Here is a 22,496-nt window from a genome sequence, read left to right on the forward strand (position 1 = left end):
CAGTAATGTCGAGAAAGTTTTTCTTATGTTTGTACTTTGCTCAATATAGGCACTATTCGTTAAATATTTTCTCTGAAACATTGGACGGAATATCTTTGAATAAACCAGTTTTTGTTGGATCGTAGCGCTGTATGCTCGGTTGAAGTTATGGCGGTAACTTTACCGTAGGTTCCAGCGCTATTGTGTTATTTCGAGGGTTATAAGAGCCAGTGTATTGTTAAATACGTGTTAGCCTTACTTTACCGTTAGCCAGTTTTTCGTGCTGTATATCAAAGCTTGTGTTCAGCACATTTAAGAGCCCGCTAACATCACCTGTTTTAAACATACCGGCTACTTTGATATCTGATAGCGCAATATCGTTTGCAAGCTCAAATTCGATATCGGTGTAACGGCTTATTTCTGTTAACACGTCGTCCAATGCTTCACCTCGAAAAATCAAGTTACCGCGTTGCCAAGAGAGATTCGCTGCAATCGCAACTTCATCCATCTTTTCAACTTGTTCTGCCGCGCTCGCGGTCTCTGTGTCTGTTACAAGGTCAATTTTCTCTCCTTGTTTAACCGCTACACTCTCAACAGGTAGTCGCTCAGAAAGTTGCTTCAAGGCAACCGCAATATCTTGCGTTTCATTTTCGGCAATGCGCACTTTACCTTCGGTAACAATAAGCTCAACGAGTTCGTCTTTAACTTCAACATTAAAAGCGGTGCCAACCGCCTGAATAACTTTTCCCTGTGCCATGACACTCAATGGGCGCTCTTTATCATGCGCTACGTCAATATGTATTTCACCACGAACCAGGTTTAACACTCTGGCATTTTTGGTGTAGCTGACTTGCACAAAGCTGTCAGTATTTAATACCAGCGTGCTTGCATCGCTGAGCTGTATTGTTTGGCTTTCCCCCACTTTTGTTTGATAACTTTTTTGTGAGGCAATCACCATATCTTCTGAAGCTGGTTGATAAAGTAAAAAGGTCATCACCAACGCACATACGGCAGCGAAAGAGGCGGCCATAGCAACAGGCCACTTTCTTTTCTTAGCTTGCCATTGTGGCTTGGGAAAGATATCGGCTAGACGGCTCAAATCGTCCATTTTGTCCCAAAGCTTTGCCAGCTCAACAAAACAAGCTAGGTTTTCTTCTGACTCTGCTAACCATGCTTGTAGCGCGTCTTTTTCTTTGTTCGATAGCTCTCTATCGACTTTCGCAATCCAGAGGCTCGCTTGCTCTAAACGTTTGTCAGCAATTTTTTGATTGTGACTCATCACGTGAACATTGCTCATCGCTTGCCTCCCGCACTTGCTATTGTACTTGCTGAAGTTTTTGATGCTTTTTTGACTGGAACTTTATTCATGATTTGCATACAACGTTTGATGCCAGAAGCAACGTGTTTTTCAACCGTGCTCTCACTTAATCCTAATTCTTTGGCTATTTCCTTTTGAGAATAGCCATACACTTTCTTTAACACGAAGACTTTTCTGCATTGCACAGGCAACTGCCGAACGGCTTCGCAAAACTCACCAAATTCACTGTTGGTAACCGCTTGTTTGTAAGCTTGATCTTCATCTTTGTCGCTTAATAAGTATTCTAGCTGGTGCATGTCACCAACATCATCGACTAAACGAACGCTTGCTTTACGATGGTAATCAATAGCAAGGTTGTGCGCGGTTTTTAACATGAACGACTTTGGCGAAGTAATTTTGTCACCATGTTCGACTTGGCAAATACGTACATAGGTTTCTTGCACAATATCTTCAATTTCATCAGGCGGCACAATGCGCGATACAAGCCGACTAATGCTATTCCTCGATGCTATAAACACTTTGTTGATCAGGCTTTTTTCTGCCATTTAATCGCTCACTTTTGTGAATCTTTTTCTACTCGTACCTGTCTAGACGAACCACAAATAAAAATCCGCCATATATTTCTAAAATATTTTTTCTTGCTTGTAAGTAGCCAAATTTTTGTATTAATGTTTTTTTACAACCATAGCATCAGTAGCAACTAATATTGATATTTTATGCTGATAAAACTAGCTGGCGTATCGTTGATAATTTATTTCTACATACGGGCGAAAGTTCAAAATATCATAGAAGTTACAATTGCTTACTTGATAATAAAACCGATAAATAAGTAAGGCGTTTGCGTTTGGATAAACAGGAATTTTTCACACGGGAAATCCAACCCGTTGAAAAAAAAACATGGCGGAAAAAAATTTTTCAGTCGTCTGTAGGAAATGTATGGGGCAGATCCATACCCGTGGAAACGGTAAAGTTCCAACGACGGCTGATAAGCCTTGCCGTGGCAGCCTGTTTAATGACAGATGCTATTGCCGCAAGTACTAATCTTTCATCCAGCGTTAACTTTAACATCCCACGTCAACGGGCCGATCTGTCACTGATTCAATTTGCAGAGCAGGCGGACATCACGTTGCTTTTTCCACTCGATAAAGTGGCCGACAAACAGACCAATGCGTTAGTCGGCGAGCACGACTTGATGAAAGGGTTGTCGACATTACTCGCCGATACCGGCTTGCAAATCAGGGTCAGTGAACAAGGCCAACTGTCTATTTCGGTAGACCCTGATGGAGAGAGTAATAGCGACATGGCGAATCATAAGAAAAATAAAGTGTCGACCGCCGTTATGGCAATTCTTGGGGGCGCTCTTGCAACACCTGCAAGCGCAGAAGAAGCCAAACAAACGTCGAGCGAAACAGAAATCATTGAAATACGAGGGATCAGAGGCAGTTTAGTCCGATCTATGGATGTTAAACGCGACGCCAGCGGCGTTGTCGATGCAATATCTGCAGAAGAGATCGGTAAGTTCCCTGATACTAACTTAGCGGAATCACTGCAGCGCATTACAGGTGTGTCGATTGACCGCAGCGGTGGTGAAGGGCAGTTAATCACCGTGCGTGGTTTTGGCCCGCAATTTAACACGGTGCTGGTCAATGGGCGCCAAATTGCGTCAGAAAACCAAAGCCGAGCGTTTAGTTTTGACACGATTGCGTCTGAGCTTGTGTCGAGTCTTGATGTCTACAAAAGTTCTACCGCGACCATGCAGTCGGGTGGTATTGGTTCAACCATTAACGTACAAACCGCTAAGCCTTTTCAAATTAACGGCTTTAAATTAGCGGGTAGTGTTAAGGGCATTTATGACGAAAACAGTGAAGAAACCACACCTGTTGTTTCCGGCTTGATCAGTAACACCTTTAACGATGACACCTTTGGTGTCTTGTTATCAGTCTCCCACTCTGAACGTGAAACGCGTCTTGACCAAGCGCAAATGGACGGCTGGTTGGAAAATGTTGGTATTCCAAATCCTGTTACAGAGTCTGGCCAAGCATACACGGGTAATGTTTTTTCACCACGTAACTATGACCACAAAGTGACGTTTGAAGAACGTACACGTACCAATGCAAACTTAGTGCTGCAATACGCGCCGCGTGACGATTTAATCATAACTGCTGATGCGCTGTATTCTGACTTTGATGTTGAATCTAACGCGACATCTTATGGCCACTGGTTTACTGCGCCAAATGTACAAGGTGTTGACGATGACGGCAGCTTGTTCGATGAAAATGGTGTTCGCCGCAGTCCGGTGGTTGATGCTAACGGTACTGTTGTAGATTTGTACCAAGAAGTTGGCTTAGCGACAGATATGCATGCGAAGAAGTTCGACCGCTTAACTGATACCAGTGCGTTTGGTTTGAACTTCGATTACGACTACAACGACAACCTAAATATGAAGTTCGACTTGAGTCACTCCAAAGCCGAGCGCGAAGCGAATAATGGTCGTGGCAACCAGTTGTCGTTAATTGGTTATTCCAACCGAGTTAGGTTCCAAGTTGATGACGCTATTTTGCCTTTAGCTACTATGTTTGCAGGGCCAAATGGGAATATTTACAGCGGTCAGCAAGAGCTTGATGGTGCAATTATTAGCTCGCCGCTTGATGGTTTCCCAGCGTACGATCCAACAATTAATCCTGCCGGTGTCAGTGATCACCTTGATACTGCTAATAGTCGCGCACACGTTATGCTTCGCCGCGGTTGGGCGGTAGAAGATGAAGTGTCGCAATTTAAGTTTGACGGTGTGTGGAATGAAGATGGTGACTCAGGTTTGGTCGCTGTTAAATTTGGTATGGCGTACTCTACCGAAACTAAGTCGCTTGATCGTTGGGATAATGAAGGTGAGGGCATTCACTGTTTGTACTGTGGCTACCCAGATTTACCAGTAATACCTGGTGACTCGCAATATGTATTCAATGCTGGTGGTGACTTCTTAGATGACGTTAGTGGCAGTGGACGTATGCCAACAAGCTGGCTCGCACACGATGGCGAAGCACATTTTGCCTTTTTAGAGCAGTATTATCAGAGTGTAACCGGAGATCCGATTAGCTTTGATGCGGTAAAACGCAATAAGTCGTTTGAAGTAGAAGAGGAAGTGACCTCTTTCTATCTTGAGTTAGATTTTGAAGGTGAGTTGGCTGGCATGATGATTTCTGCCTCAACGGGTATTCGCTATGAGTCAACAGATACCGAGGTAGACGGCACTGACGCACCCGTTACTGGTCTAAGCATCTTAGATGAAACGGAAATGCTAGCAACGTTTGGTGCCCCTACGTCAATTAACGAGAAGACAGACTACGATGAAATCTTGCCGAACATGAGTGTGAAGCTTGAGATCAATGATGACTTGATAGCGCGTGTTGCAGCATCCCGCACCCTAACACGTCCAACATTAGAGAGTATGTCGCCAGTTACGGTTATTACGACAACACGTCAAGGTGGCGACTTAACGTCTACCTCAGGTAACCCGGATTTAGAGCCCTTCACATCAGACAACTTAGACTTGTCACTTGAATGGTATTACGGCGAGGCAAGCTATGCATCAGTCGGCTATTTCCGTAAGCATGTATCTAACTTCATCGTTAACAGTCAAGAAAACAAGGTATTTGAGCTTGAAGATGGCAGTTTACTGACTGATCCATCGACAGGGGATGACTCTGGTGAGCCTGACGCGAACGATGATGTAGCTGTGTTTACAAATACCTTACCAAGCAATGGTGAGTCGGCAACCGTCGATGGTTTTGAATTGGCATTACTTCACAGCTTTGATAACGGCTTTGGCTTTATGGCTAACGGTACCTTTGTTGACAGTGATGCTGAACTTGACCCAAGCGATATCAACCAGACGTTTGCTTTAACGGGCTTAAGTGATTCGTTAAACCTTGTAGCGTTTTATGAATCGGGTCCTCTTCAGGCACGTTTAGCTTGGAACTGGCGTGATGACTTTGTTCAGTCGTTAACGCAAGTTCAAGGCAACGGCCCAACAATTGTTGAGGAGTATGAGCAGCTGGACTTTAGTGCCAGTTACGATGTGATGGAAAATGTCACGGTATTCTTCGAAGGCATCAACTTAACCGAAGAGTATGTGCATAAGCGTGGTCGCTACGACAACCACTTATTGTTAGTGGAAGACAGTGGTCGCCGATTCGCGTTTGGCGTACGAGGCTCTTTCTAGCAAAGCGCCTAAAAATCAAAGCTGAGTGGCGCAGGACTCAGCTTTGTTTGCCCATTGCAGCCCAATGAAAGCCTTTTATTGGGCTGCAACTGGGTAACACTAAAAATAAAAATGAAGATATACCTAAACAAGCGAAAATAAGAAATCTGATGACAGAGCAAGCACAGCAAAGAGTAATTATCGTTGGTGGTGGAACCGCGGGTTGGTTAACCGCAGGTCGATTGGCGGCAACGCTTCCGAAACATATCAAAGTTACACTGATTGAGTCACCGTCTATTCCTACCGTTGGTGTGGGAGAGGGCACATGGCCTACGATGCGCTCAACCCTTATCGCGCTGGGTATCTCTGAAACTGAATTTATTCGAGAATGTGACGCGACCTTCAAACAAGGCGCGAAGTTTTGTCAGTGGCAAAAAAATAGCCCTGACGATTTTTATTATCACCCATTAATGTTGCCTCAAGGCTTCACTAAGGGCGATCTGTCTAGCTACTGGCAGCTTCATATGCGCGGCGATGTGTCGTTTTCTAATGCTGTATGCTTTCAGGAACAACTATGTGAACAGGGTCTAGCACCTAAATCTATTCGCACGCCTGAATTCAATGGGCTGGCAAATTATGCTTATCACTTAGATGCTGGAAAGTTTGCACAGCTGCTGCAAAAACACTGCACGCAAAAACTCGGTGTAGAGCACATATACGCCGATGTCATTGAGATAGAAAACCACACCAACGGCAATATTGCTGCTGTATTGACTGAACAAGCAGGCAGGCAAGCGGCGGATATGTTTGTTGATTGCACTGGATTTGCGTCAAAACTCCTAGGTGAACACTACGGTATCGGTTTCAATGACTGCAGCGATATACTTTTTATCGATCAAGCGCTTGCTGTGCAATTACCGTATGAGCAAGAACAAGCGCCGATAGCTACGCATACGATTTCAACCGCCCAAGCTGCTGGCTGGGTTTGGGATATTGGTCTGCGTCATCGTCGAGGAGTCGGCTATGTGTATAGCAGCCAACACCAAGGGCAAGAAGAAGCGTTATCAACGTTAGCGGGTTATGTAGGAGCGACGAATGCGGACGAGTTAAATATTCGCAGCATCCCTATCAAAAGTGGCTACAGAGAAAAGTTTTGGCACAAAAACTGTGTTGCAATAGGCCTTTCAGCTGGGTTTTTAGAGCCACTTGAAGCTTCTGCACTAGTGCTTGTAGAACTGTCTGCACAAATGTTGGCGGAACAATTTCCGCACGCGCCGGATATGTTGCCTATCTGTGAAAAACGCTTTAACGATACCTTCCACTATCGTTGGCAGCGTATTATCGACTTCTTAAAGTTGCACTATTGCCTATCAGAGCGCACAGATAATGCGTTCTGGCGAGATAACTGTGATCCTTCGACGATTCCTGAAAGCCTACAGGAGCTGCTAACGCTATGGAAATATAGAGCGCCAAACGACTCTGATTTCACCAGTAATAACGAGGTTTTTCCTGCAGCGAGTTATCAGTACGTGCTCTACGGCATGGGTTTTAGTGCAGACCAAGCATTTTTAAAACAACAGGGCATTAATCAAGCTTTTGCACAGCAGCAAATTGCAGCTAACAGCCAAATGATTGAAAAGGCGGTTGCTTCCATGCCTAGTCACCGAGAACTTATTGAGAAGATAAACAAATTCGGTTTGTCAGCGATATAACACTCACATTATGTCTAATCAAGCCAATCTTGAGGAGAAGAACATGCCAAATTTAGTAGCGGTATCCAATAGCGCTCACGCTGGGTTTACCGTTGATGAGATACGAGCGAACTCTGTGCTAGCTGGCAGCCAGCTAATTCCTGTCGTGCCAGTTGAATTCAGTCAATTGGCGACTGAAATGCCCATTGTGTTAACAAAACATGGTGATACCGGTCAGTTTTGCCCTGTTGCGTTAACTGGGTTTGATAGTCACGAGAATTTGTTGTGTAACGAACAAGGATGGCAAACCATTGTTGTGCCATTGCAAGCGCAACGTCAGCCTTTTTTCATTGGTCAGGACGATAAAAATAGTACCGATGAGTATACGATATGCTTCGACAGCAATAGCGAACTAGTCTCTGCAAATGGTGGCGGACAGAGAATCTTCAGCGATGCTGGAGCAGACACCGAATTTTTTGCAAGAAAGAAGCAAGTGCTGGGTGCGTTACTCGCGGGTGAGCAACATAGCCAGCAATTAATAAGTCGATTGTTAGAGTATCAATTGATTCAGCCAATGCGCGTCGATATTAAATTTGAGTCTGGCAAAAGTACGCAATTGAATGGTCTTTATACGGTTGATAGGCAAGCACTATCAGCGCTTACAGAAGCGCAATTGAAAACGCTTCAGCAAGAGCAATTGCTAGAAGCCATTTACGCAATATTAATCTCGCAAGGGCAAATATACCGACTAATTGAGTTAAGGAACAAGCGTGACCTGTCAACTGCAGCTTAATCCGCAGGCAAGATTCTCCCTTGAAAAAGTAGGCAAGGAACGGATACCGATATTGATCATGGATGATCTTTTTTTATCACCACAGCCGCTATTAAGTTATGCAAAAAAATACCAAGAGCACTTTTTAAGTGCGACGGACTATTATCCGGGACGCAAGCTGACGGTAGATAGGACAATATTTGGAGACGTATTGGGCAAATTAACCCCTATCCTAAAGCACAAGTTGGAGCTTGATGACGATTTGAAAGCCGAACATGCCGAGCTGGCTGTGACAACTACGCTGCCTGAAAAGCTTAAGCCTATTCAAATGCTACCGCATTTTGATTCAATAGGTGGTAAAACGTTCGCATTTGTATACTACTGCGTTGATAACAGCTTTGGCGGTACGCGCTTTTATCGTCATTTGGGTACTGAGTTCGAGTCAATGACTTCAAAGCGACTTCCGTACTATGCACCCGTCATCAAACAACAAGCGATGACAGCTAAACTGCACCTGTCACCGCAATATAATCATCAAGACAACGCCTTGTTTGAAGTGACTTCAGAGGTTCCTTTTCAGCAAAATCGTGCAATTATGTATCCCAGCAATTGTTTTCACTCGGGGGTGATCAGTAAATTAGTTGCTTGGCAAAACGATCCTCTAGCCTGTCGTTTAACCTTTAACCTTTTATTTAAAGCGGTTACGTCAGAGAATGCGTCGCTAAAATAGATAAATATGTAAGGATCTTCGCTACTTGGCATTATATTCTGTCAGCGTTATACTAAAATGCATCGTCAACATACAAGGAGTGAATTTTGGCTAAGTGGTTAGTGTTCTTATGTTTATTGCCAACAACTGCATTATCCTTCCAACAAGCAGAGGTTTATCGCTGGGTTGATGAAAACGGTAATGTGCATTTTTCGGATCTTCCTCAAAACCCAGAAGCAAAGCTGTTTTCGGTAAAGCCGGGTATTACGTCAAAAGCAGATACGGCAGAGATGCCAGTGCAACCCCAAGTAGAAGATTCTGAGTTAACTGCAGCGGAAGAAGGCGAAATGGCTTTTCGCGAAGCGCCAAATAGTGCTGAGGCATGCCGAGACTTAAGAGTGGAAATGAACCAACGCTCTCGCGATTTAAATTCCGGTAACCCCGAAAAAGCAAGGCAAGCGCGTATTTTCTTGGATTTAGCTGACAAGTTACTTGCGCAAAGTAATTGCTAAGATATATTTTCATAAAAAAAGAGGGCGCTTGCCCTCTTTTTTTATGCGTGAACTTATGGGGTTAGTTTGCTTTGGTTGCTGCCTTCATAGCACTAACAAAGCGTTTTAACTCAGCTAACATTTTGTCATGATCATTCAAGTTTTGTTCGATGATCTTCACGGTAGCACTACCACTAATTGCACCACTCGCACCTGACTTAATAGCATCCGCTACTTGTTCTGGAGCAGAAATACCGAAACCAAGAACAGGTGGTGGAGCGTTAAATTTGGATAAAGTATTGATCAGATCATCTGCAGGCATTGCTGCCTTAGTCTCTGTACCTGTAACCCCCGCACGACTCAATACATAGGTGTATCCATGGCTAAATGCTGCTACTTCTTTCAATGTTTCAGGGTCAGCATTTGGTGGGGCAATGAAAATTGGCGCAATACCATTATCAATAGCCGCTTTTCTAAATGGTGCACTTTCACGAATAGGGACGTCAGCAATTAATATCGAATCGACACCTGCGTCGCTCATGTCTTGATAAAAGTCACTTATACCACGGGCAAATACTAGGTTACCGTATAGCAATAGACCAATAGGCACTTGCGGAGCGTATTCACGGATCTCTTTCAAGATGTCGATACAAATATCGGTTGTTATGCCCGCAGCCAAAGCGCGAATGCCCGCCATTTGAATGGTGACACCATCGGCACTCGGGTCTGAGAATGGAATGCCAAGCTCCAATGCGTCAGCACCAGCATCAATTAATGCCTTGATGACCGCAATCGACTGTTCTTTTCCTGGATCACCAATAGTAACGAAAGGGACGAAAGCACCTTCTTGCTTGTCTTTAAGACGCGCAAACATTTGGTCGTATCTGTTTCCTACTGAACTCATGATGCCATACCTCCTTGTGCTGTTTCTGGCGATAAAATGCTGTGAACGTGTGCTAAGTCTTTATCGCCTCGACCAGATAAGTTCACTAAAAATACCGTTTCTTCCGTGACGCTTTCAGCCATTTTGATAGCCTGTGCTAGTGCATGTGATGATTCTAACGCTGGGATAATACCTTCGCTCTTTGCCAACGCTTGGAATGCTTCCAATGCCTCGTCATCATTAATCGCAACGTATTCTGCGCGGCCTGTATCTTTCAAGAAAGCATGCTGAGGGCCAACGCCTGGATAATCAAGACCGGCTGAAACAGAATAAGACTCTTCAATTTGACCGTGAGTATCTTGCATGATGTATGTGTAGTTGCCATGCAACATACCTTTTGTGCCCGCTGTTAATGTAGCGCCGTGTCGTTCGGTATTTACACCGTCACCGCCTGCTTCAACACCAATTAGTTTTACACCGTCTTCTTTAATAAAGTCGTTAAACATACCAATGGCGTTTGAGCCACCGCCAACACAAGCAATGACGTAATCTGGTAACTTGCCTTCTTGCTCCAATAGTTGCGCCTTGGCTTCTTCACCAATCATTTTCTGAAACTCACGGACAATGGTTGGGAATGGGTGAGGACCGGCAGCAGTACCTAACAAATAATGTGCATCGTCATAATTTGCTGACCAGTCTCTAAGGGCTTCGTTTACAGCATCTTTCAAGGTGCCGCTTCCTGCCGTTACAGGAATAACTTCTGCACCCATTAAACGCATACGGAACACGTTGGGCTGCTGGCGTTCGCAGTCTTTCGCGCCCATGTATACACGACACTTTAAGCCAAGTAGCGAGCAGGCGATAGCCGACGCTACGCCGTGTTGGCCAGCACCGGTTTCTGCTATTATTTCCGTTTTGCCCATGCGCTTAGCCAGCAATGCTTGACCTAATACTTGGTTGGTTTTGTGCGCACCACCATGCAGTAAATCTTCACGCTTCAGATAGATTTTTGCGAGTGGGTTTTTCGTTAAATTACGTGTTAGCGTAAGCGGTGTTGGGCGACCTGCGTATTCTTTTAACAGGCTATTAAACTCTGTTAAAAAAGCTTCATCACTTTGTGAGTCGATAAAAGCTTGTTCCAGTTGTTCTAATGCGGGTACCAATAATTCGCTAACGTACATGCCACCGAAATCACCGAAGTAAGGTGAAAGTGCTTCAGATGGCGACTTTGTCGTTGATTCTGTCATGTTAGTAATTCCTTATTTCAGCAAAAAGCGCGTTTAGCTTTGCTGGGGATTTTTTACCTGGGCTATCCTCGGCTCCCGAGTTAATGTCTAGCCCTTTTAATGTGTATTCAGAAATAGCGTTAAGTGCGTCTTTGATATTGTTTTCTCCGACGCCACCGGCCAATAAACAAGCTGATAAGTCTTGTTCGGTGTTGGCTAACGCTTGCCAAGGAAATGGCTCACCCGAGCCCGGCGATTTGCCATCTAGTACATGACCTTCAGCAAGCGATGATAATGTGGGGATATGGTCAATGACGCTCTCTGCTTTCCAAGTTTCGCAAGACGCGGGGAGGAGAGCTTTTAACTGTTTTATGTAGTCTGAATCTTCATCACCGTGCAATTGCACTGCCGTCAGAGAAAGCTGCTTGGCAAGATCTGCGACACGTTCGATCGATTCATTGACAAAGACGCCGACGTAATCAAGAGAGGTTTCTGTTTCTACGATTGCTTTGGCTTGTTGTAAGTCGATACAGCGGGGCGATTTTTCAGCGAATATTAACCCACCGTATACGCCTCCCGAATTGGCCACGGCCGTTGCCATTGAAGCGTCAGTTAAACCGCACACTTTGTGGTGACCAAAAATTAATTGTCGACAGGCTTTATCAACATCTTCTTGCGCCATCAAAGAGCTGCCGACTAAAAAGCCGTCTACCGCTGGCGCGAGTAGCCTAACTTCTTCGTTCGTATAAATACCTGATTCTGAAATAATAATACGGTCTTCGGGAATTTGAGGAGCGAAGTCAAACGTACGGGTAATATCCGTAGAGAGATCACGCAAGTTTCGGTTGTTGATACCTATTAACTTAGCATCCAGTGCAAGTGCTCTGTCGAGTTCTTCTTGATTTGAAACTTCTGTCAGAATCGCTAGGTTATACTGCTTTGCGACATCAGCTAGCGCTTGGTATTCGGTATCATCTAGCACACTAAGCATCAGCAAAATAGCATCTGCGCCATAGTAGCGAGCAAGATAGACTTGGTATGTGTCGATAAAGAAGTCTTTGTTTAGGACTGGCGCTTTCACGGATGCCGTAACTTTTTGCAGGTATTCGAAGGTACCTTGGAAGTACTTTTCATCCGTGAGCACCGAGATTCCAGCAGCATATTTGTCGTAAACAGATGCAATAGCTTCTACATCAAAGTCTGGACGAATCAGCCCCTTAGATGGAGATGCCTTCTTACACTCAAGGATAAAACCTGCATTAGGTTGACTTAACGTTTCGTAAAGGCTTTTTTCAGTGGGTTCAAGCGTATCGATAAAACTAGATAGCGGAAGCGACTGTTTGAGTGCTTCTACAACCGCTTTTTTATCTTCAACGATCTGAGCAAGAACATTCGCCATGTTACGCGCCTCCTTGAGCTGGACTTTCGTCGTTGGACAATTCCACAAGCTCCGCTAATGTTTGTGCGGCGCGGCCTGACATCAATACGTCTTCCGCGATCTTTGCAGCAACAGCTAAGCTGTCAGCCTTGTCATGTAAATACAGCACGGCTGCAGCGTTTATGATGACAGCTGCATTGTGAGCAGGCTTACCATTGCCAGATAGTATTGTTTGAATAGCATCGGCATTTTCTTGTGGTGTTCCGCCTTTGATATCTTCAAGAGAGTACTCTGCAAGTCCAAAATCGGCCGGCGTTATTGTTTTCTTTACTTGTTCATTACCGTTAATCTCAATGACTTCTGTTGAACCGTGAAGTGCGATTTCATCAAGGCCACTGCCGTGCACAACCCAGCCGCGTTCTACACCCGTTAGCATCAATGCGTCAGCCATGACAGAAAGTAGTTCTGGGGTATACACACCAAGCAGCATTGCTTTTGGGGCGGAAGGGTTAACGAGCGGCCCAAGAATATTAAACAGGGTACGAACGCCCATGGCTTTGCGGACAGGCGCAGCATGTTTAAAGCCAGGGTGATACGCGGGAGCGAACAAGAAGCAAATATTGGCTTTGTCGAGGCAGTTCGCAGCGGTTTCTGGTGACATCATCAAGTTGACGCCAAGTGCTTCTAGCAAATCGGCTGAGCCTGACATCGATGACACACTGCGGTTTCCGTGTTTTGCCATTTTTATACCACACGCCGCTGCTAAAATAGCTGCTGTGGTTGAAATGTTAATAGTATTCGCGCCATCGCCGCCAGTGCCTACACAGTCGGCAACGTCAAAGGATAGCGGAGGAAACGTTGTTGCGTTTTCACGCACAGCTAACGCTGCACCAGCAATTTCTTGTGGCGTCTCACCTTTTAATTTCAGCGCGGTTAGCACTGATGCTAATAGTTCAGGTGCTACATTACCGTGGATCATTTGTTCGAAGAAGTCATGAGATGCCTGTTGCGTGAGCGATTCACTCTCAATTAAGGCGGCAAGTATATTGGTTGACATTGTGCTTATCCTTTTGCTTCTACTTGTTGAGTGTTTGCAAACTTTGCCTGCTGGCTTAAGTGCAATAAGTGTTCGATAGCTTGTGCGAGCAAGTTACTACCGTAGGTTGTCAATACAGATTCAGGGTGGAACTGGAAGCCAACAACAGCCGCTTCCGTGTGCTCAATAGCCATGACTAAATCGTCAGTTTTGGCTGTCACCGTTAAGCTATCCGGCATAGCCGTTGCGACGAGCGAGTGATATCGTGCAACAGGTAACGGATTACTGATACCGTCAAAAGGGCCTTTTCCATTATGAAGCACAGGCGACGATTTACCGTGAACAATGTTTGGCGCGCGTCCAACAGTTCCACCATAATGTTCGATGAGTGCTTGGTGCCCTAAACAGATACCCAGAATGGGGAATTTTCCTGCGGCCAAACGAATAAGCTCCATTAGGCAGCCAGCTTGATGCGGTGCACCAGGACCAGGTGAAAGTACCAGCAGTACTTCCGAATTTTTCTGTGCGGCAAGCTTTTCAAGTTCTGACATGACAAAGCTTGCTGACAAGGTGTTGCGATAGACTTTGGGTTCAAAACCTAAAAGGTAAAATTCATCCACCAGGTTGTAAGTAAACGAATCTAAGTTATCGAGCATGACAATATGTCGTCTTGGCACGTTAGTTTCGGGTGTATTACTTTGCGTTAAACTTTCCATGCTAAACCTCCACTGCCGATGAGGCTAGGGACGCCTTGACGGCGTTGATAACAGCTTGCGCTTTTTGGCGTGTCTCATCTGCTTCAGCTTGCGGGTTTGAATCGTAAACTACTCCTGCTCCAGCTTGAACGTGCGCGGTCCCGTTTTGAACGAACGCCGAGCGAATGACAATACATGTATCCATTTCACCGCTGCCTGTCATATATCCTACTGCGCCACCATAACTGCCACGGCGCTTTCCTTCATATTGGCGAATAAGTTCAGTCGCACGCACTTTCGGGGCACCTGAAAGGGTGCCCATATTCATGCAAGCTTGATAAGCGTGCAGAGCGTCAAGTTCTGGTTTTAGCTCACCGCATACGCGAGAGACTAAATGCATCACATGCGAATATCGATCAACTTTTAATAGCTCCGCAACATGGCGAGAACCAGGTTTTGATACGCGAGCGATATCATTGCGGGCGAGGTCGACAAGCATGATGTGCTCAGCAAGTTCTTTTTGATCTTGTCGAAGCTCTAATTCGATTCTACTGTCTAAATCTAATGACAAATTGCCATTACCATCAAAACCACGAGAGCGAGTGCCGGCAATTGGGTAGAGCTCTACTTGGTTGTTGCTGGTTTGGTATTTCAATGCAGACTCAGGTGATGCACCAAACATGGCAAAGTCTTCATCTTGTAAGAAGAACATGTAAGGGCTTGGATTTGATAGCTTCAGTTTTTGATAAGCACGAATCGGCTGCGGGCATGGCAAAGAAAACGTGCGAGACGGCACAACTTGGAAAATGTCCCCGGCGCGAATGTTTTCTTTTAACGATTCGACCGTATGGCAAAATTCTTGGTCTGAAATATCAACGCTAACGTCTACCTCGTCACTGGTTGCTGTTGAGACATTCTCAGGTACTGCTTCAATCACCTGTGAAAGTTGTTGTTTTATTTCTGATAGACGGCGACTGATTTCAAAATAACACTTCTGTTGTTCTGGCCCAGAAAACACGTTACCAATAATTTCAGTGCTGCGTTTTTCATGGTCAATTACAACAATGGTTTCAGCCAGGTAAAACACATAGTCAGGACAGCTATTTGGGCTGTCTGATACTTCTGGTAATTGCTCTGCAACCGCCATTAGGTCAAACGCGAAACAGCCAGCCAACATAACGGCTAATTCATGATGATTACTGTTGTGTATTTGTTTGAACACGCGTAAAGCATCAAAGGCGTTGTTTGCCTTTAATCGCGATAATTCATCTAAGTTGTCATCACTACTCGGAAACACTACCTGAGTCGTCTTGCGTGACGAACATACTTGGTCGGACGCCAGTGTTGAAATGTTTGCGACATCTGCAAGTTGTTGGCATACAAAATCGATTGCCGCTTCACCGTTAAGTGTTAGTGCTTCCAGTGTAACTTGACGGCCATGGCAAACGACTTTCACTGCAGCATCAGTAACCAGTAGGCTTTTTAATGCATGTTTTTTATCGATTTCAGCGGACTCTAGCAACACTGTGTGCGCCTTGTCATCGCAGAGGCGTTGGTAAACGGCTAACGGATCCGGCTGATATTCAGCCGAGCCCGATAGCGTATTTACTGCACCCAACGTTTGATTGATGGTTGTTTGCATTATTGTTATTCCAGCGTATTAACGTAGTGTTTTGCCAGCTGCTTGAACAAATGGCTTGATATCGGCCATTAGCTTAGCAAAATCTTCGGCAGTTAATGCTTGATGTCCGTCAGATAATGCCTCTTTCGGGTTCATATGTGCTTCGACAATAATGCCATCTGCACCTACAGCAGCTGCCGCTCGAGATAATGGGTTAATCAAAGATTTAACGCCAGTACCGTGAGATGGGTCAACAAGAACAGGTAAATGTGTTTTCTCTTTTAAATAGGCAACAGCGTTCAGATCAAGCGTATTGCGGGTTGCTGTTTCGAAAGTGCGAATACCACGCTCACACAAAATAACGTTAGGGTTGCCTGCATTGATTATGTATTCCGCCGCGAGTAAGAGTTCCTCAATTGTGGCACTCATACCGCGCTTTAATAGTACTGGCTTTTGCTGTTTACCCACCGCTTCAAGTAATCGGAAGTTTTGCATATTGCGAGCGCCTATTTGGAAGCAGTCAATATACTGTGCCATTAAGTCAGCATCGCTTGGGTCAATGATTTCCGATACGGTAGGTAGTTGGAATTTTTCTTTGGCAGCTTTAAGTAGCTGCAAGCCTTCTTCTCCTAACCCTTGAAAACTATATGGGCTGGTGCGAGGTTTAAATGCTCCGCCGCGTAACAGCGACACTTGATGAGTCTTTATCATGTCGGCAACGCTAAACAGTTGCTCCTCTGATTCGACCGAGCAAGGACCTGCAATAATGGTAAAGTTTCCGCCACCAACCTTTATACCACCAATTGAAATAACCGAGTCATGTGCTTGTAGTTCACGGCTTACTAATTTGTATGGGCTTAATACGGGTTTGATTTGATCAACCATAGGGTAGGCATCTAAGTGAAGTTGCTTTAATACGCGTTCATCACCTAAAGCGCCTAGAACGGTGCGTTCAACACCTGGCATGTAAAGAGGTTTAAGGCCTAAAGAGGCTATTTTATCAAGAATTTCGTTTGCATCCGCTTCTGTTGCTTGCGGCTTAAGTACAATAATCATTTCAGTTTTTTCCTACGTTAATTTATGGGGTTGTCATCCGGCGTAAATTGGCTGAAGCCACCAAATAAACCAACTTTTCACTTTCGTTGTTAACATTTTAAATTTCCTAAAGTTTTTAGGTCCAAAAACGAGAAAACCCGCCAGTAAAGCGGGTTTTCAGAATCTTTTTTTGCATACGCAAAAGCTCACAACCCACTTATGTTGAGTTATGCCACCACCAAATTAGTTGTGTAGTTTTTACTACAGTGCTTTTGCTTGTCATCATTCTTTCACTATTGTTATTAACTGCGTGTAATTAACTTGCTTACGCAGTAGAATAAATACTCCTATATAGAAGACCGCAATTTCTGCAGTATGTCAACTATTGATTTTGACTTTAATTTTGATGCTCGCTGTGATTTTCACTCACACACTACATGTTCTGACGGTCGCCTGAAACCGACAGAACTTATTGATAGAGCTGTAAATTTTCAAATCGGTGCACTTGCTATAACAGACCACGATACGACCGCAGCACTTGATAGTGCGTTTCGTTATATACAAGAACAAAAGCTAAATATTACGCTTATTAACGGCATTGAAATATCCACCTTGTGGCAGAATTTTGAAATTCATGTGGTTGGGCTCAATATTGATCCGAAAAATGAGTCACTTAAGGCATTGGTTGATAAACAACAGGACGCCAGAGATTCACGCGCGAGTCAAATGAGTGAAAAGCTTGCTAAATGTGGTTTTACTGACATGTTGTCTAAAGCACAAGCGCTTGCAGGTGATGGGTCCATAACTCGTGCACACTTTGCTCGCGTGCTTTATGAGCAAGGCGATGTCAGCGCAATGCAGTCGGCATTTGACAAGTATATTGGCAAAGGCAAACGCGCTTTTGTTAAGCCCCTTTGGTGTGACGTTGCCGAAGCTGTAACTACCATTCATAAAGCCGGTGGTACGGCGGTGCTTGCGCATCCTATGCGATATGACATGACTGCCAAATGGTTGAGAAGGCTGATTATCGACTTTAAAGACGCCGGTGGTGATGCCATGGAAATTGTTTTGCCGCAAATGAATCCGCAACAAAGACGACTTATGGTAAGTTATTGTCTAGAATATGATTTATATGCTTCGTTAGGGTCAGATTTTCATTACCCTAGTAAATGGAGCGATTTAGGCCGAAATCTGACATTACCTGAAGACGTGAAGCCTGTTTGGCAGCTGTGGCAATAGTGCGGTTATCGACTGTAAATAAAAAGAGCAAATCATGAGTCAATTTTTCTATGTCCACCCGGACAATCCCCAAGGTCGTTTAATGAAGCAAGCGGCCGCTATGATTAAAGATGGTGCTGTTGTTGTTTATCCAACTGACTCTGGCTACGCGCTTGGTTGTCACTTGGGTGACAAAAAGGCACTTGAACGTATTTGCCAAATTCGCAATATAGACATGGATCACGACTTTGCCTTAGTTTGTCGTGACTTATCTGAGCTTTCTGAATATGCCAAAGTTGATAATACGGCTTTTCGTTTGATGAAGAATAATACCCCAGGCGCGTACACCTTTATTTTCAAGGCAACGAAAGAAGTACCGCGCCGCTTGATGAATCCTAAGAAAAAAACCATTGGTATTCGAATTCCCAAGAACAACATAGCTCAAGCCTTACTTGAGGAGCTAGGCGAGCCTATGATGTCAACAACGCTCATCATGCCGGGCGAAGACATGGCTGAGTATGACCCAGAGCATATTCGCGATGTTTTAGAGCGCCGCGTTGATTTAATTATCAATGGTGGTTATCTGGGCGAGCATCCAACGACGGTAATTGACTTCTCTGAAGGCGAAGTCGAGGTTTTACGTGTCGGAGAAGGTGATGCGACGCCTTTTGAATAGCTGACTTCAACTTAGTTGGTGTAAGTGAACCATGGAACAGCAGGAATTACCGTTTGCACGGGTAAGAGGCGAGGCATTTACTGAGAAACCGGGTGACCTCTATATTCCTGAAGGTGCTTTGACAGTCCGTTTGGATGAATTTGAGGGGCCATTAGATTTATTACTTTATCTGATTAAAAAGCAAAAATTTGATATCGCTGATTTGCCAATTGCGCCTATTTCCCAGCAATATTCGCAGTATTTAGAACACTTCGAACAATACGATATTGATTTATCTTCTGATTATCTGGTGATGGCTGCTACGTTAATGCAAATAAAATCAAAGCTTTTGCTGCCAGTGACCGAAATAGAAGAAGATGAAGAAGATCCACGTGCGGAGCTTATTCGCAAACTCCAAGAGTATCAACGCATTAAAAAAGGCGCTGAATTGCTCGATGAATTGCCTCGGCAGGAGCGTGATTTCTTTGTCTCAAATGTCGATGTTTTGCTTGATGAGCAAAGTCATCAGCATGAAAACGTTGCGCTAGGCGACTTAGTAAAAGCGTTTCAGCAGGTGTTGGCAAAACAGACGTTTGTTGAACATCACCATATTCAACGAGAAGTGCTCTCGACTCACGATAAGATGGACTGGCTTTTGGCGACGCTCAAAGAGGCCGATACATTGCTAAGTTTGCCCAAACTGCTTGTTAAAGAAGAAGGGCGTGCGGGTGTCGTCGTGACATTTATTGCCATACTTGAATTGTTAAAACATGGTGAAGTTGATTATTTGGTTGAAAACGACATGTTGTGGGTGAAAGTGATATGAAACTTGGTTTGCTCAAACAAGTGATCGAGGCGTATTTGTTTTCAACGGATTCGTCTGTGTCTGCAAAACAGATGAAACAGCGGTTGTTTTCTGACGACGGTGTGACCACCAAACAAATCAAGCGAGCGCTTGAAGAGTTAATGCGAGAATATCAAGAGCGTGGGGTCAACTTGGTCGAAGTTGGCGCGGGTTACCGTTTTCAGACTAACGAAGCGGTCAAAGATAAGCTGCTAATGGCGCAGCGTGATAAACCACAAAAAGTCACCAACGCTATGCTCGAAACACTAGCAACAATTGCTTATAAACAACCCATTACGCGTTCAGAAATCGAAGAAATTCGCGGAGTTGCGGTAAGTAGTTATATAATAAAGTCGCTAACTGAGCGTCAATGGATTAAAATAACCGGCCATCGAGAGGTGCCTGGTCGTCCAGCACTCTTTAGTACTACCACAACTTTTTTAAGTTACTTTGGTTTAACGTCGCTATCACAATTACCCGAGGTTTTACCGATAAATCAGGCAGATAACGTTGAAAACGTAATCGAAGCTAGTGAGACAGAGGCATAAAGGTACCTATTGCAAGGTATCTAGCTACTGACGTAAGAGATTAATTTACCATGTCTGAAAAATTGCAAAAAGTCCTTGCCCGAGCGGGTAAAGGCTCACGTCGTGAAATGGAAGCTGTTATTAGCGCTGGGCGTGTGAGCGTAAACGGAAAAACCGCATTCTTGGGTGATCGTGTAGACGGCACCGAACAAATTCGCGTTGATGGTCATTCAGTTGCCATCAAACCTGTCACCGACCAGATCTGCCGTGTGTTAATGTACAACAAACCTGAAGGTGAAATGTGTACTCGCAAAGACCCTGAAGGTAGGCCAACGGTATTTGACCGTCTACCACCATTAGAAAACGGTCGTTGGATAGCTGTTGGTCGCTTGGACATTAATACCCAAGGTATGTTGTTATTTACCACCGACGGTGAACTAGCAAATCGTTTAATGCATCCGTCCCATAAAATAGAGCGTGAGTACGCAGTGCGCGTTTTTGGAGAAGTGGATGAAGCCATGCTTCAACGTCTTCGTCACGGGGTTAAGTTGGAAGACGGCCCCGCCAAGTTCCAAAAAATTACCTACCGCGGTGGTGAGGGCAGAAATCATTGGTTTCATGTAGTACTTTCCGAGGGGCGTAACAGAGAGGTGCGTCGACTTTGGGAAAGCCAAGATGTGCAAGTGAGTCGTCTTATTCGAGTTCGTTATGGTGATCTAGAATTACAACGCCAATTACCATTGGGTGGTTGGACTGAGCTACATTTACCAGACGTGAATTACTATCGTAAAGCGGTACAACTGCCGCCAGAAACACAGTCAAAAGTAAAAGTGAATGAGAAGATGATCGACAACGCGAAGAATAGACGTATTCGTCGGAGCGTTAAGAAACATCAACAACGTCACAAACAATCAGTGCGAAGAAACCGTAAATAATCTACTTGGTTTCTGCGTTAAAATAAGCTAGTTTTCATGCCATCAGGTCAACAAGAGGTTGACCTGATTTTCAGTGATAAAGTCGTTCACATCTCAGGGGCATTGCGCGTGCAACATCATTACATAACTGACTCCGCAGCTTTAGCTGTACTATGCGACAGTTTGTCTCAATCACCTGTATTAGCCATTGATACAGAGTTTGTTCGTACCCGAACGCTATACCCTAAGTTAGGTCTCTTACAAATTTGTAATGGTGAACACATTGCTTTAGTCGACCCAATTGAGGTTGATGATTTGGCTCCATTTTGGGCATTGCTCAGCAATGAAAAAATCGTCAAGGTTTTACATGCTTGCTCTGAAGACTTAGAAGTATTCTTACATGCAGGTAATTGCAAGCCTGTTAACTTGCTCGATAGTCAGTTGGTGATGACCTTTTTGGGTCATGGTCTTTCATTGGGCTATGCAGCCATGGTCAAGCACTATTTAGATATTGAACTTGATAAGTCTGAGTCGCGCACTGATTGGACGAAACGCCCTTTATCTGAAAAGCAAAAGGAATATGCGAAAGCCGACGTAAGCCATCTGTTTGCTATTTACCCCAAACTGATCGCTGATATTGAAGCGCAAGGTTGGCTATCTGCGGCGCAGCAAGAGTCGCAAATGATGATAGAGCGAAAGTTTACTGCGATTGATGAGCAAAACCTTTATCGCAATATCAAAATGGCGTGGAAGCTCAATCCCAAACAACTCAATGTTTTACGACACTTGGCTATTTGGCGTTATGAACGTGCGAAGTTTAAGAATCAGCCGTTAAGCTTCATAGCAAAAGACCCTACGTTAATGTTGGCGGCGCAGTTTATGCCTCGAAATGTTGGAGGCTTAGCACATATTGAAGGGGTGGTAGAGCTCGATGTTCGCCATCAAGGCAAGGCTATTGTTGGTGTGATTAAGAAAGCGCTTGAAGATGACGTTTCAACGTACCCTGAAAAAATTAGACGCTTAGATGAGTACCCAGGCTACAAGCAAATCTTCAAAAAAGTGAAACACTTTGTTGCAGACGTTGCTGAAGAAAATGGCTTAACGGTCGAGAGTTTAGCGTCAAAAAAACAAATTAATCAATTCTTAGAATTCTTCTTTAAACTCAATGGTGCAGAGCAACAGCCGCAACTAGTGGATATTTTGCAAACTTGGCGAGCTAATATTCTAGGCGACAAGCTTCAGTCTTTCGCTGAGAATGGATTTCGCTAAAGCGAATATTTTTCACGATTAATGGATGAAAAGCCGT

Annotated in this window: 20 protein-coding genes; 11 read left to right on the forward strand and 9 right to left on the reverse strand. The window is 44.4% G+C overall.

Annotation, left to right across the window (positions count from 1 at the left end; genetic code table 11):
• Positions 1-217: 217 nt before the first annotated feature.
• The gene (locus ACFSJY_RS06895) at positions 218-1,276 is read right to left on the reverse strand and encodes a FecR family protein (RefSeq protein WP_386032568.1); all 1,059 of its coding nucleotides are present in this window, start codon (positions 1,274-1,276) and stop codon (positions 218-220) included.
• Entirely contained in the window at positions 1,273-1,842 is a 570-nt protein-coding gene (locus ACFSJY_RS06900) for an RNA polymerase sigma factor (protein ID WP_386032571.1), read from the reverse strand. The genes ACFSJY_RS06895 and ACFSJY_RS06900 overlap by 4 nt, the downstream gene beginning before the upstream one ends.
• Positions 1,843-2,309: 467 nt before the next feature.
• On the opposite strand from ACFSJY_RS06900, the gene ACFSJY_RS06905 reads away from it, so the two are divergent.
• The 5 genes from ACFSJY_RS06905 to ACFSJY_RS06925 all read left to right on the forward strand — a co-directional run bounded on the left by ACFSJY_RS06905 (position 2,310) and on the right by ACFSJY_RS06925 (position 9,179).
• The gene (locus tag ACFSJY_RS06905; RefSeq protein ID WP_386032718.1) at positions 2,310-5,516 is read left to right on the forward strand and encodes a TonB-dependent receptor; all 3,207 of its coding nucleotides are present in this window, start codon (positions 2,310-2,312) and stop codon (positions 5,514-5,516) included.
• Positions 5,517-5,665: 149 nt separating this feature from the next.
• Entirely contained in the window at positions 5,666-7,207 is a 1,542-nt protein-coding gene (locus ACFSJY_RS06910; protein ID WP_386032573.1) for a tryptophan halogenase family protein, read from the forward strand.
• Between the two features lie 43 nt (positions 7,208-7,250).
• Positions 7,251-7,979: a SapC family protein gene (locus ACFSJY_RS06915; protein WP_386032575.1), complete on the forward strand. Its 729-nt coding sequence runs from the start codon at positions 7,251-7,253 to the stop codon at positions 7,977-7,979.
• On the forward strand, positions 7,957-8,688 hold the full coding sequence (locus tag ACFSJY_RS06920; RefSeq protein WP_386032577.1) for a DUF6445 family protein: 732 nt from the start codon (positions 7,957-7,959) through the stop codon (positions 8,686-8,688). Before ACFSJY_RS06915 ends, ACFSJY_RS06920 begins: the two co-directional genes overlap by 23 nt.
• Before the next feature lie 86 nt (positions 8,689-8,774).
• Positions 8,775-9,179, forward strand: coding sequence for a DUF4124 domain-containing protein (locus tag ACFSJY_RS06925; protein WP_386032580.1), 405 nt, complete (start codon positions 8,775-8,777; stop codon positions 9,177-9,179).
• A gap of 61 nt (positions 9,180-9,240) precedes the next feature.
• On the opposite strand, the gene trpA is transcribed toward ACFSJY_RS06925, so the two are convergent.
• From trpA to aroF, 7 genes are read right to left on the reverse strand one after another with little or no spacing between them, the layout of a single operon-like run.
• Entirely contained in the window at positions 9,241-10,062 is an 822-nt protein-coding gene (trpA, locus tag ACFSJY_RS06930; protein WP_386032582.1) for a tryptophan synthase subunit alpha, read from the reverse strand.
• Positions 10,059-11,288 carry a tryptophan synthase subunit beta gene (gene trpB / locus ACFSJY_RS06935; RefSeq protein ID WP_386032584.1) on the reverse strand — a complete coding sequence of 410 codons (1,230 nt, stop codon included), beginning with the start codon at positions 11,286-11,288 and terminating at the stop codon, positions 10,059-10,061. Before trpB ends, trpA begins: the two co-directional genes overlap by 4 nt.
• Position 11,289: 1 nt before the next feature.
• The gene (gene trpCF / locus ACFSJY_RS06940) at positions 11,290-12,666 is read right to left on the reverse strand and encodes a bifunctional indole-3-glycerol-phosphate synthase TrpC/phosphoribosylanthranilate isomerase TrpF (protein WP_386032586.1); all 1,377 of its coding nucleotides are present in this window, start codon (positions 12,664-12,666) and stop codon (positions 11,290-11,292) included.
• Position 12,667: 1 nt separating this feature from the next.
• Positions 12,668-13,702: an anthranilate phosphoribosyltransferase gene (gene trpD / locus ACFSJY_RS06945; RefSeq protein ID WP_386032588.1), complete on the reverse strand. Its 1,035-nt coding sequence runs from the start codon at positions 13,700-13,702 to the stop codon at positions 12,668-12,670.
• Between the two features lie 5 nt (positions 13,703-13,707).
• A complete protein-coding gene (locus tag ACFSJY_RS06950) occupies positions 13,708-14,397 on the reverse strand; it encodes an aminodeoxychorismate/anthranilate synthase component II (protein WP_386032590.1) in 690 nt (229 codons plus the stop codon).
• A 1-nt stretch (position 14,398) separates the two neighbouring features.
• A complete protein-coding gene (locus ACFSJY_RS06955) occupies positions 14,399-16,018 on the reverse strand; it encodes an anthranilate synthase component 1 (RefSeq protein WP_386032592.1) in 1,620 nt (539 codons plus the stop codon).
• An 18-nt stretch (positions 16,019-16,036) separates the two neighbouring features.
• Positions 16,037-17,053: a 3-deoxy-7-phosphoheptulonate synthase gene (gene aroF / locus ACFSJY_RS06960; RefSeq protein ID WP_386032594.1), complete on the reverse strand. Its 1,017-nt coding sequence runs from the start codon at positions 17,051-17,053 to the stop codon at positions 16,037-16,039.
• 354 nt (positions 17,054-17,407) lie between these two features.
• On the opposite strand from aroF, the gene rnm reads away from it, so the two are divergent.
• From rnm to rnd, 6 genes are read left to right on the forward strand one after another with little or no spacing between them, the layout of a single operon-like run.
• Positions 17,408-18,271 (forward strand): RNase RNM, encoded by an 864-nt coding sequence (gene rnm, locus ACFSJY_RS06965; protein ID WP_386032597.1) that lies wholly within the window; start codon positions 17,408-17,410, stop codon positions 18,269-18,271.
• A gap of 34 nt (positions 18,272-18,305) precedes the next feature.
• On the forward strand, positions 18,306-18,926 hold the full coding sequence (locus tag ACFSJY_RS06970; protein WP_386032600.1) for an L-threonylcarbamoyladenylate synthase: 621 nt from the start codon (positions 18,306-18,308) through the stop codon (positions 18,924-18,926).
• A 31-nt stretch (positions 18,927-18,957) separates the two neighbouring features.
• Positions 18,958-19,731, forward strand: a complete 774-nt coding sequence (locus ACFSJY_RS06975) for a segregation and condensation protein A (RefSeq protein ID WP_386032603.1) — start codon at positions 18,958-18,960, stop codon at positions 19,729-19,731.
• A complete protein-coding gene (scpB, locus tag ACFSJY_RS06980) occupies positions 19,728-20,297 on the forward strand; it encodes an SMC-Scp complex subunit ScpB (RefSeq protein WP_386032606.1) in 570 nt (189 codons plus the stop codon). Before ACFSJY_RS06975 ends, scpB begins: the two co-directional genes overlap by 4 nt.
• 50 nt (positions 20,298-20,347) lie before the next feature.
• The gene (rluB, locus tag ACFSJY_RS06985) at positions 20,348-21,211 is read left to right on the forward strand and encodes a 23S rRNA pseudouridine(2605) synthase RluB (protein ID WP_386032608.1); all 864 of its coding nucleotides are present in this window, start codon (positions 20,348-20,350) and stop codon (positions 21,209-21,211) included.
• Between the two features lie 36 nt (positions 21,212-21,247).
• Positions 21,248-22,459: a ribonuclease D gene (gene rnd / locus ACFSJY_RS06990; protein ID WP_386032610.1), complete on the forward strand. Its 1,212-nt coding sequence runs from the start codon at positions 21,248-21,250 to the stop codon at positions 22,457-22,459.
• The last annotated feature ends 37 nt before the right edge of the window (positions 22,460-22,496 follow it).

Source organism: Thalassotalea euphylliae, assembly GCF_042682785.1.
Classification (GTDB): domain Bacteria; phylum Pseudomonadota; class Gammaproteobacteria; order Enterobacterales; family Alteromonadaceae; genus Thalassotalea_F; species Thalassotalea_F euphylliae.

What these genes read in the sequence shown, in the direction of transcription:
- ACFSJY_RS06950 (WP_386032590.1), bottom strand. Translation starts at nt 14,397, where the DNA reads ATGGAAAGTTTAACGCAAAGTAATACACCCGAAACTAACGTGCCAAGA.
- trpB (WP_386032584.1), bottom strand. Translation starts at nt 11,288, where the DNA reads ATGACAGAATCAACGACAAAGTCGCCATCTGAAGCACTTTCACCTTAC.
- ACFSJY_RS06895 (WP_386032568.1), bottom strand. Translation starts at nt 1,276, where the DNA reads ATGAGCAATGTTCACGTGATGAGTCACAATCAAAAAATTGCTGACAAA.
- ACFSJY_RS06955 (WP_386032592.1), bottom strand. Translation starts at nt 16,018, where the DNA reads ATGCAAACAACCATCAATCAAACGTTGGGTGCAGTAAATACGCTATCG.
- rluB (WP_386032608.1), top strand. Translation starts at nt 20,348, where the DNA reads ATGTCTGAAAAATTGCAAAAAGTCCTTGCCCGAGCGGGTAAAGGCTCA.
- ACFSJY_RS06905 (WP_386032718.1), top strand. Translation starts at nt 2,310, where the DNA reads ATGACAGATGCTATTGCCGCAAGTACTAATCTTTCATCCAGCGTTAAC.
- aroF (WP_386032594.1), bottom strand. Translation starts at nt 17,053, where the DNA reads ATGATTATTGTACTTAAGCCGCAAGCAACAGAAGCGGATGCAAACGAA.
- rnd (WP_386032610.1), top strand. Translation starts at nt 21,248, where the DNA reads ATGCCATCAGGTCAACAAGAGGTTGACCTGATTTTCAGTGATAAAGTC.
- trpCF (WP_386032586.1), bottom strand. Translation starts at nt 12,666, where the DNA reads ATGGCGAATGTTCTTGCTCAGATCGTTGAAGATAAAAAAGCGGTTGTA.
- ACFSJY_RS06910 (WP_386032573.1), top strand. Translation starts at nt 5,666, where the DNA reads ATGACAGAGCAAGCACAGCAAAGAGTAATTATCGTTGGTGGTGGAACC.
- scpB (WP_386032606.1), top strand. Translation starts at nt 19,728, where the DNA reads ATGAAACTTGGTTTGCTCAAACAAGTGATCGAGGCGTATTTGTTTTCA.
- trpA (WP_386032582.1), bottom strand. Translation starts at nt 10,062, where the DNA reads ATGAGTTCAGTAGGAAACAGATACGACCAAATGTTTGCGCGTCTTAAA.
- ACFSJY_RS06900 (WP_386032571.1), bottom strand. Translation starts at nt 1,842, where the DNA reads ATGGCAGAAAAAAGCCTGATCAACAAAGTGTTTATAGCATCGAGGAAT.
- ACFSJY_RS06975 (WP_386032603.1), top strand. Translation starts at nt 18,958, where the DNA reads ATGGAACAGCAGGAATTACCGTTTGCACGGGTAAGAGGCGAGGCATTT.
- rnm (WP_386032597.1), top strand. Translation starts at nt 17,408, where the DNA reads ATGTCAACTATTGATTTTGACTTTAATTTTGATGCTCGCTGTGATTTT.
- ACFSJY_RS06915 (WP_386032575.1), top strand. Translation starts at nt 7,251, where the DNA reads ATGCCAAATTTAGTAGCGGTATCCAATAGCGCTCACGCTGGGTTTACC.
- ACFSJY_RS06970 (WP_386032600.1), top strand. Translation starts at nt 18,306, where the DNA reads ATGAGTCAATTTTTCTATGTCCACCCGGACAATCCCCAAGGTCGTTTA.
- trpD (WP_386032588.1), bottom strand. Translation starts at nt 13,702, where the DNA reads ATGTCAACCAATATACTTGCCGCCTTAATTGAGAGTGAATCGCTCACG.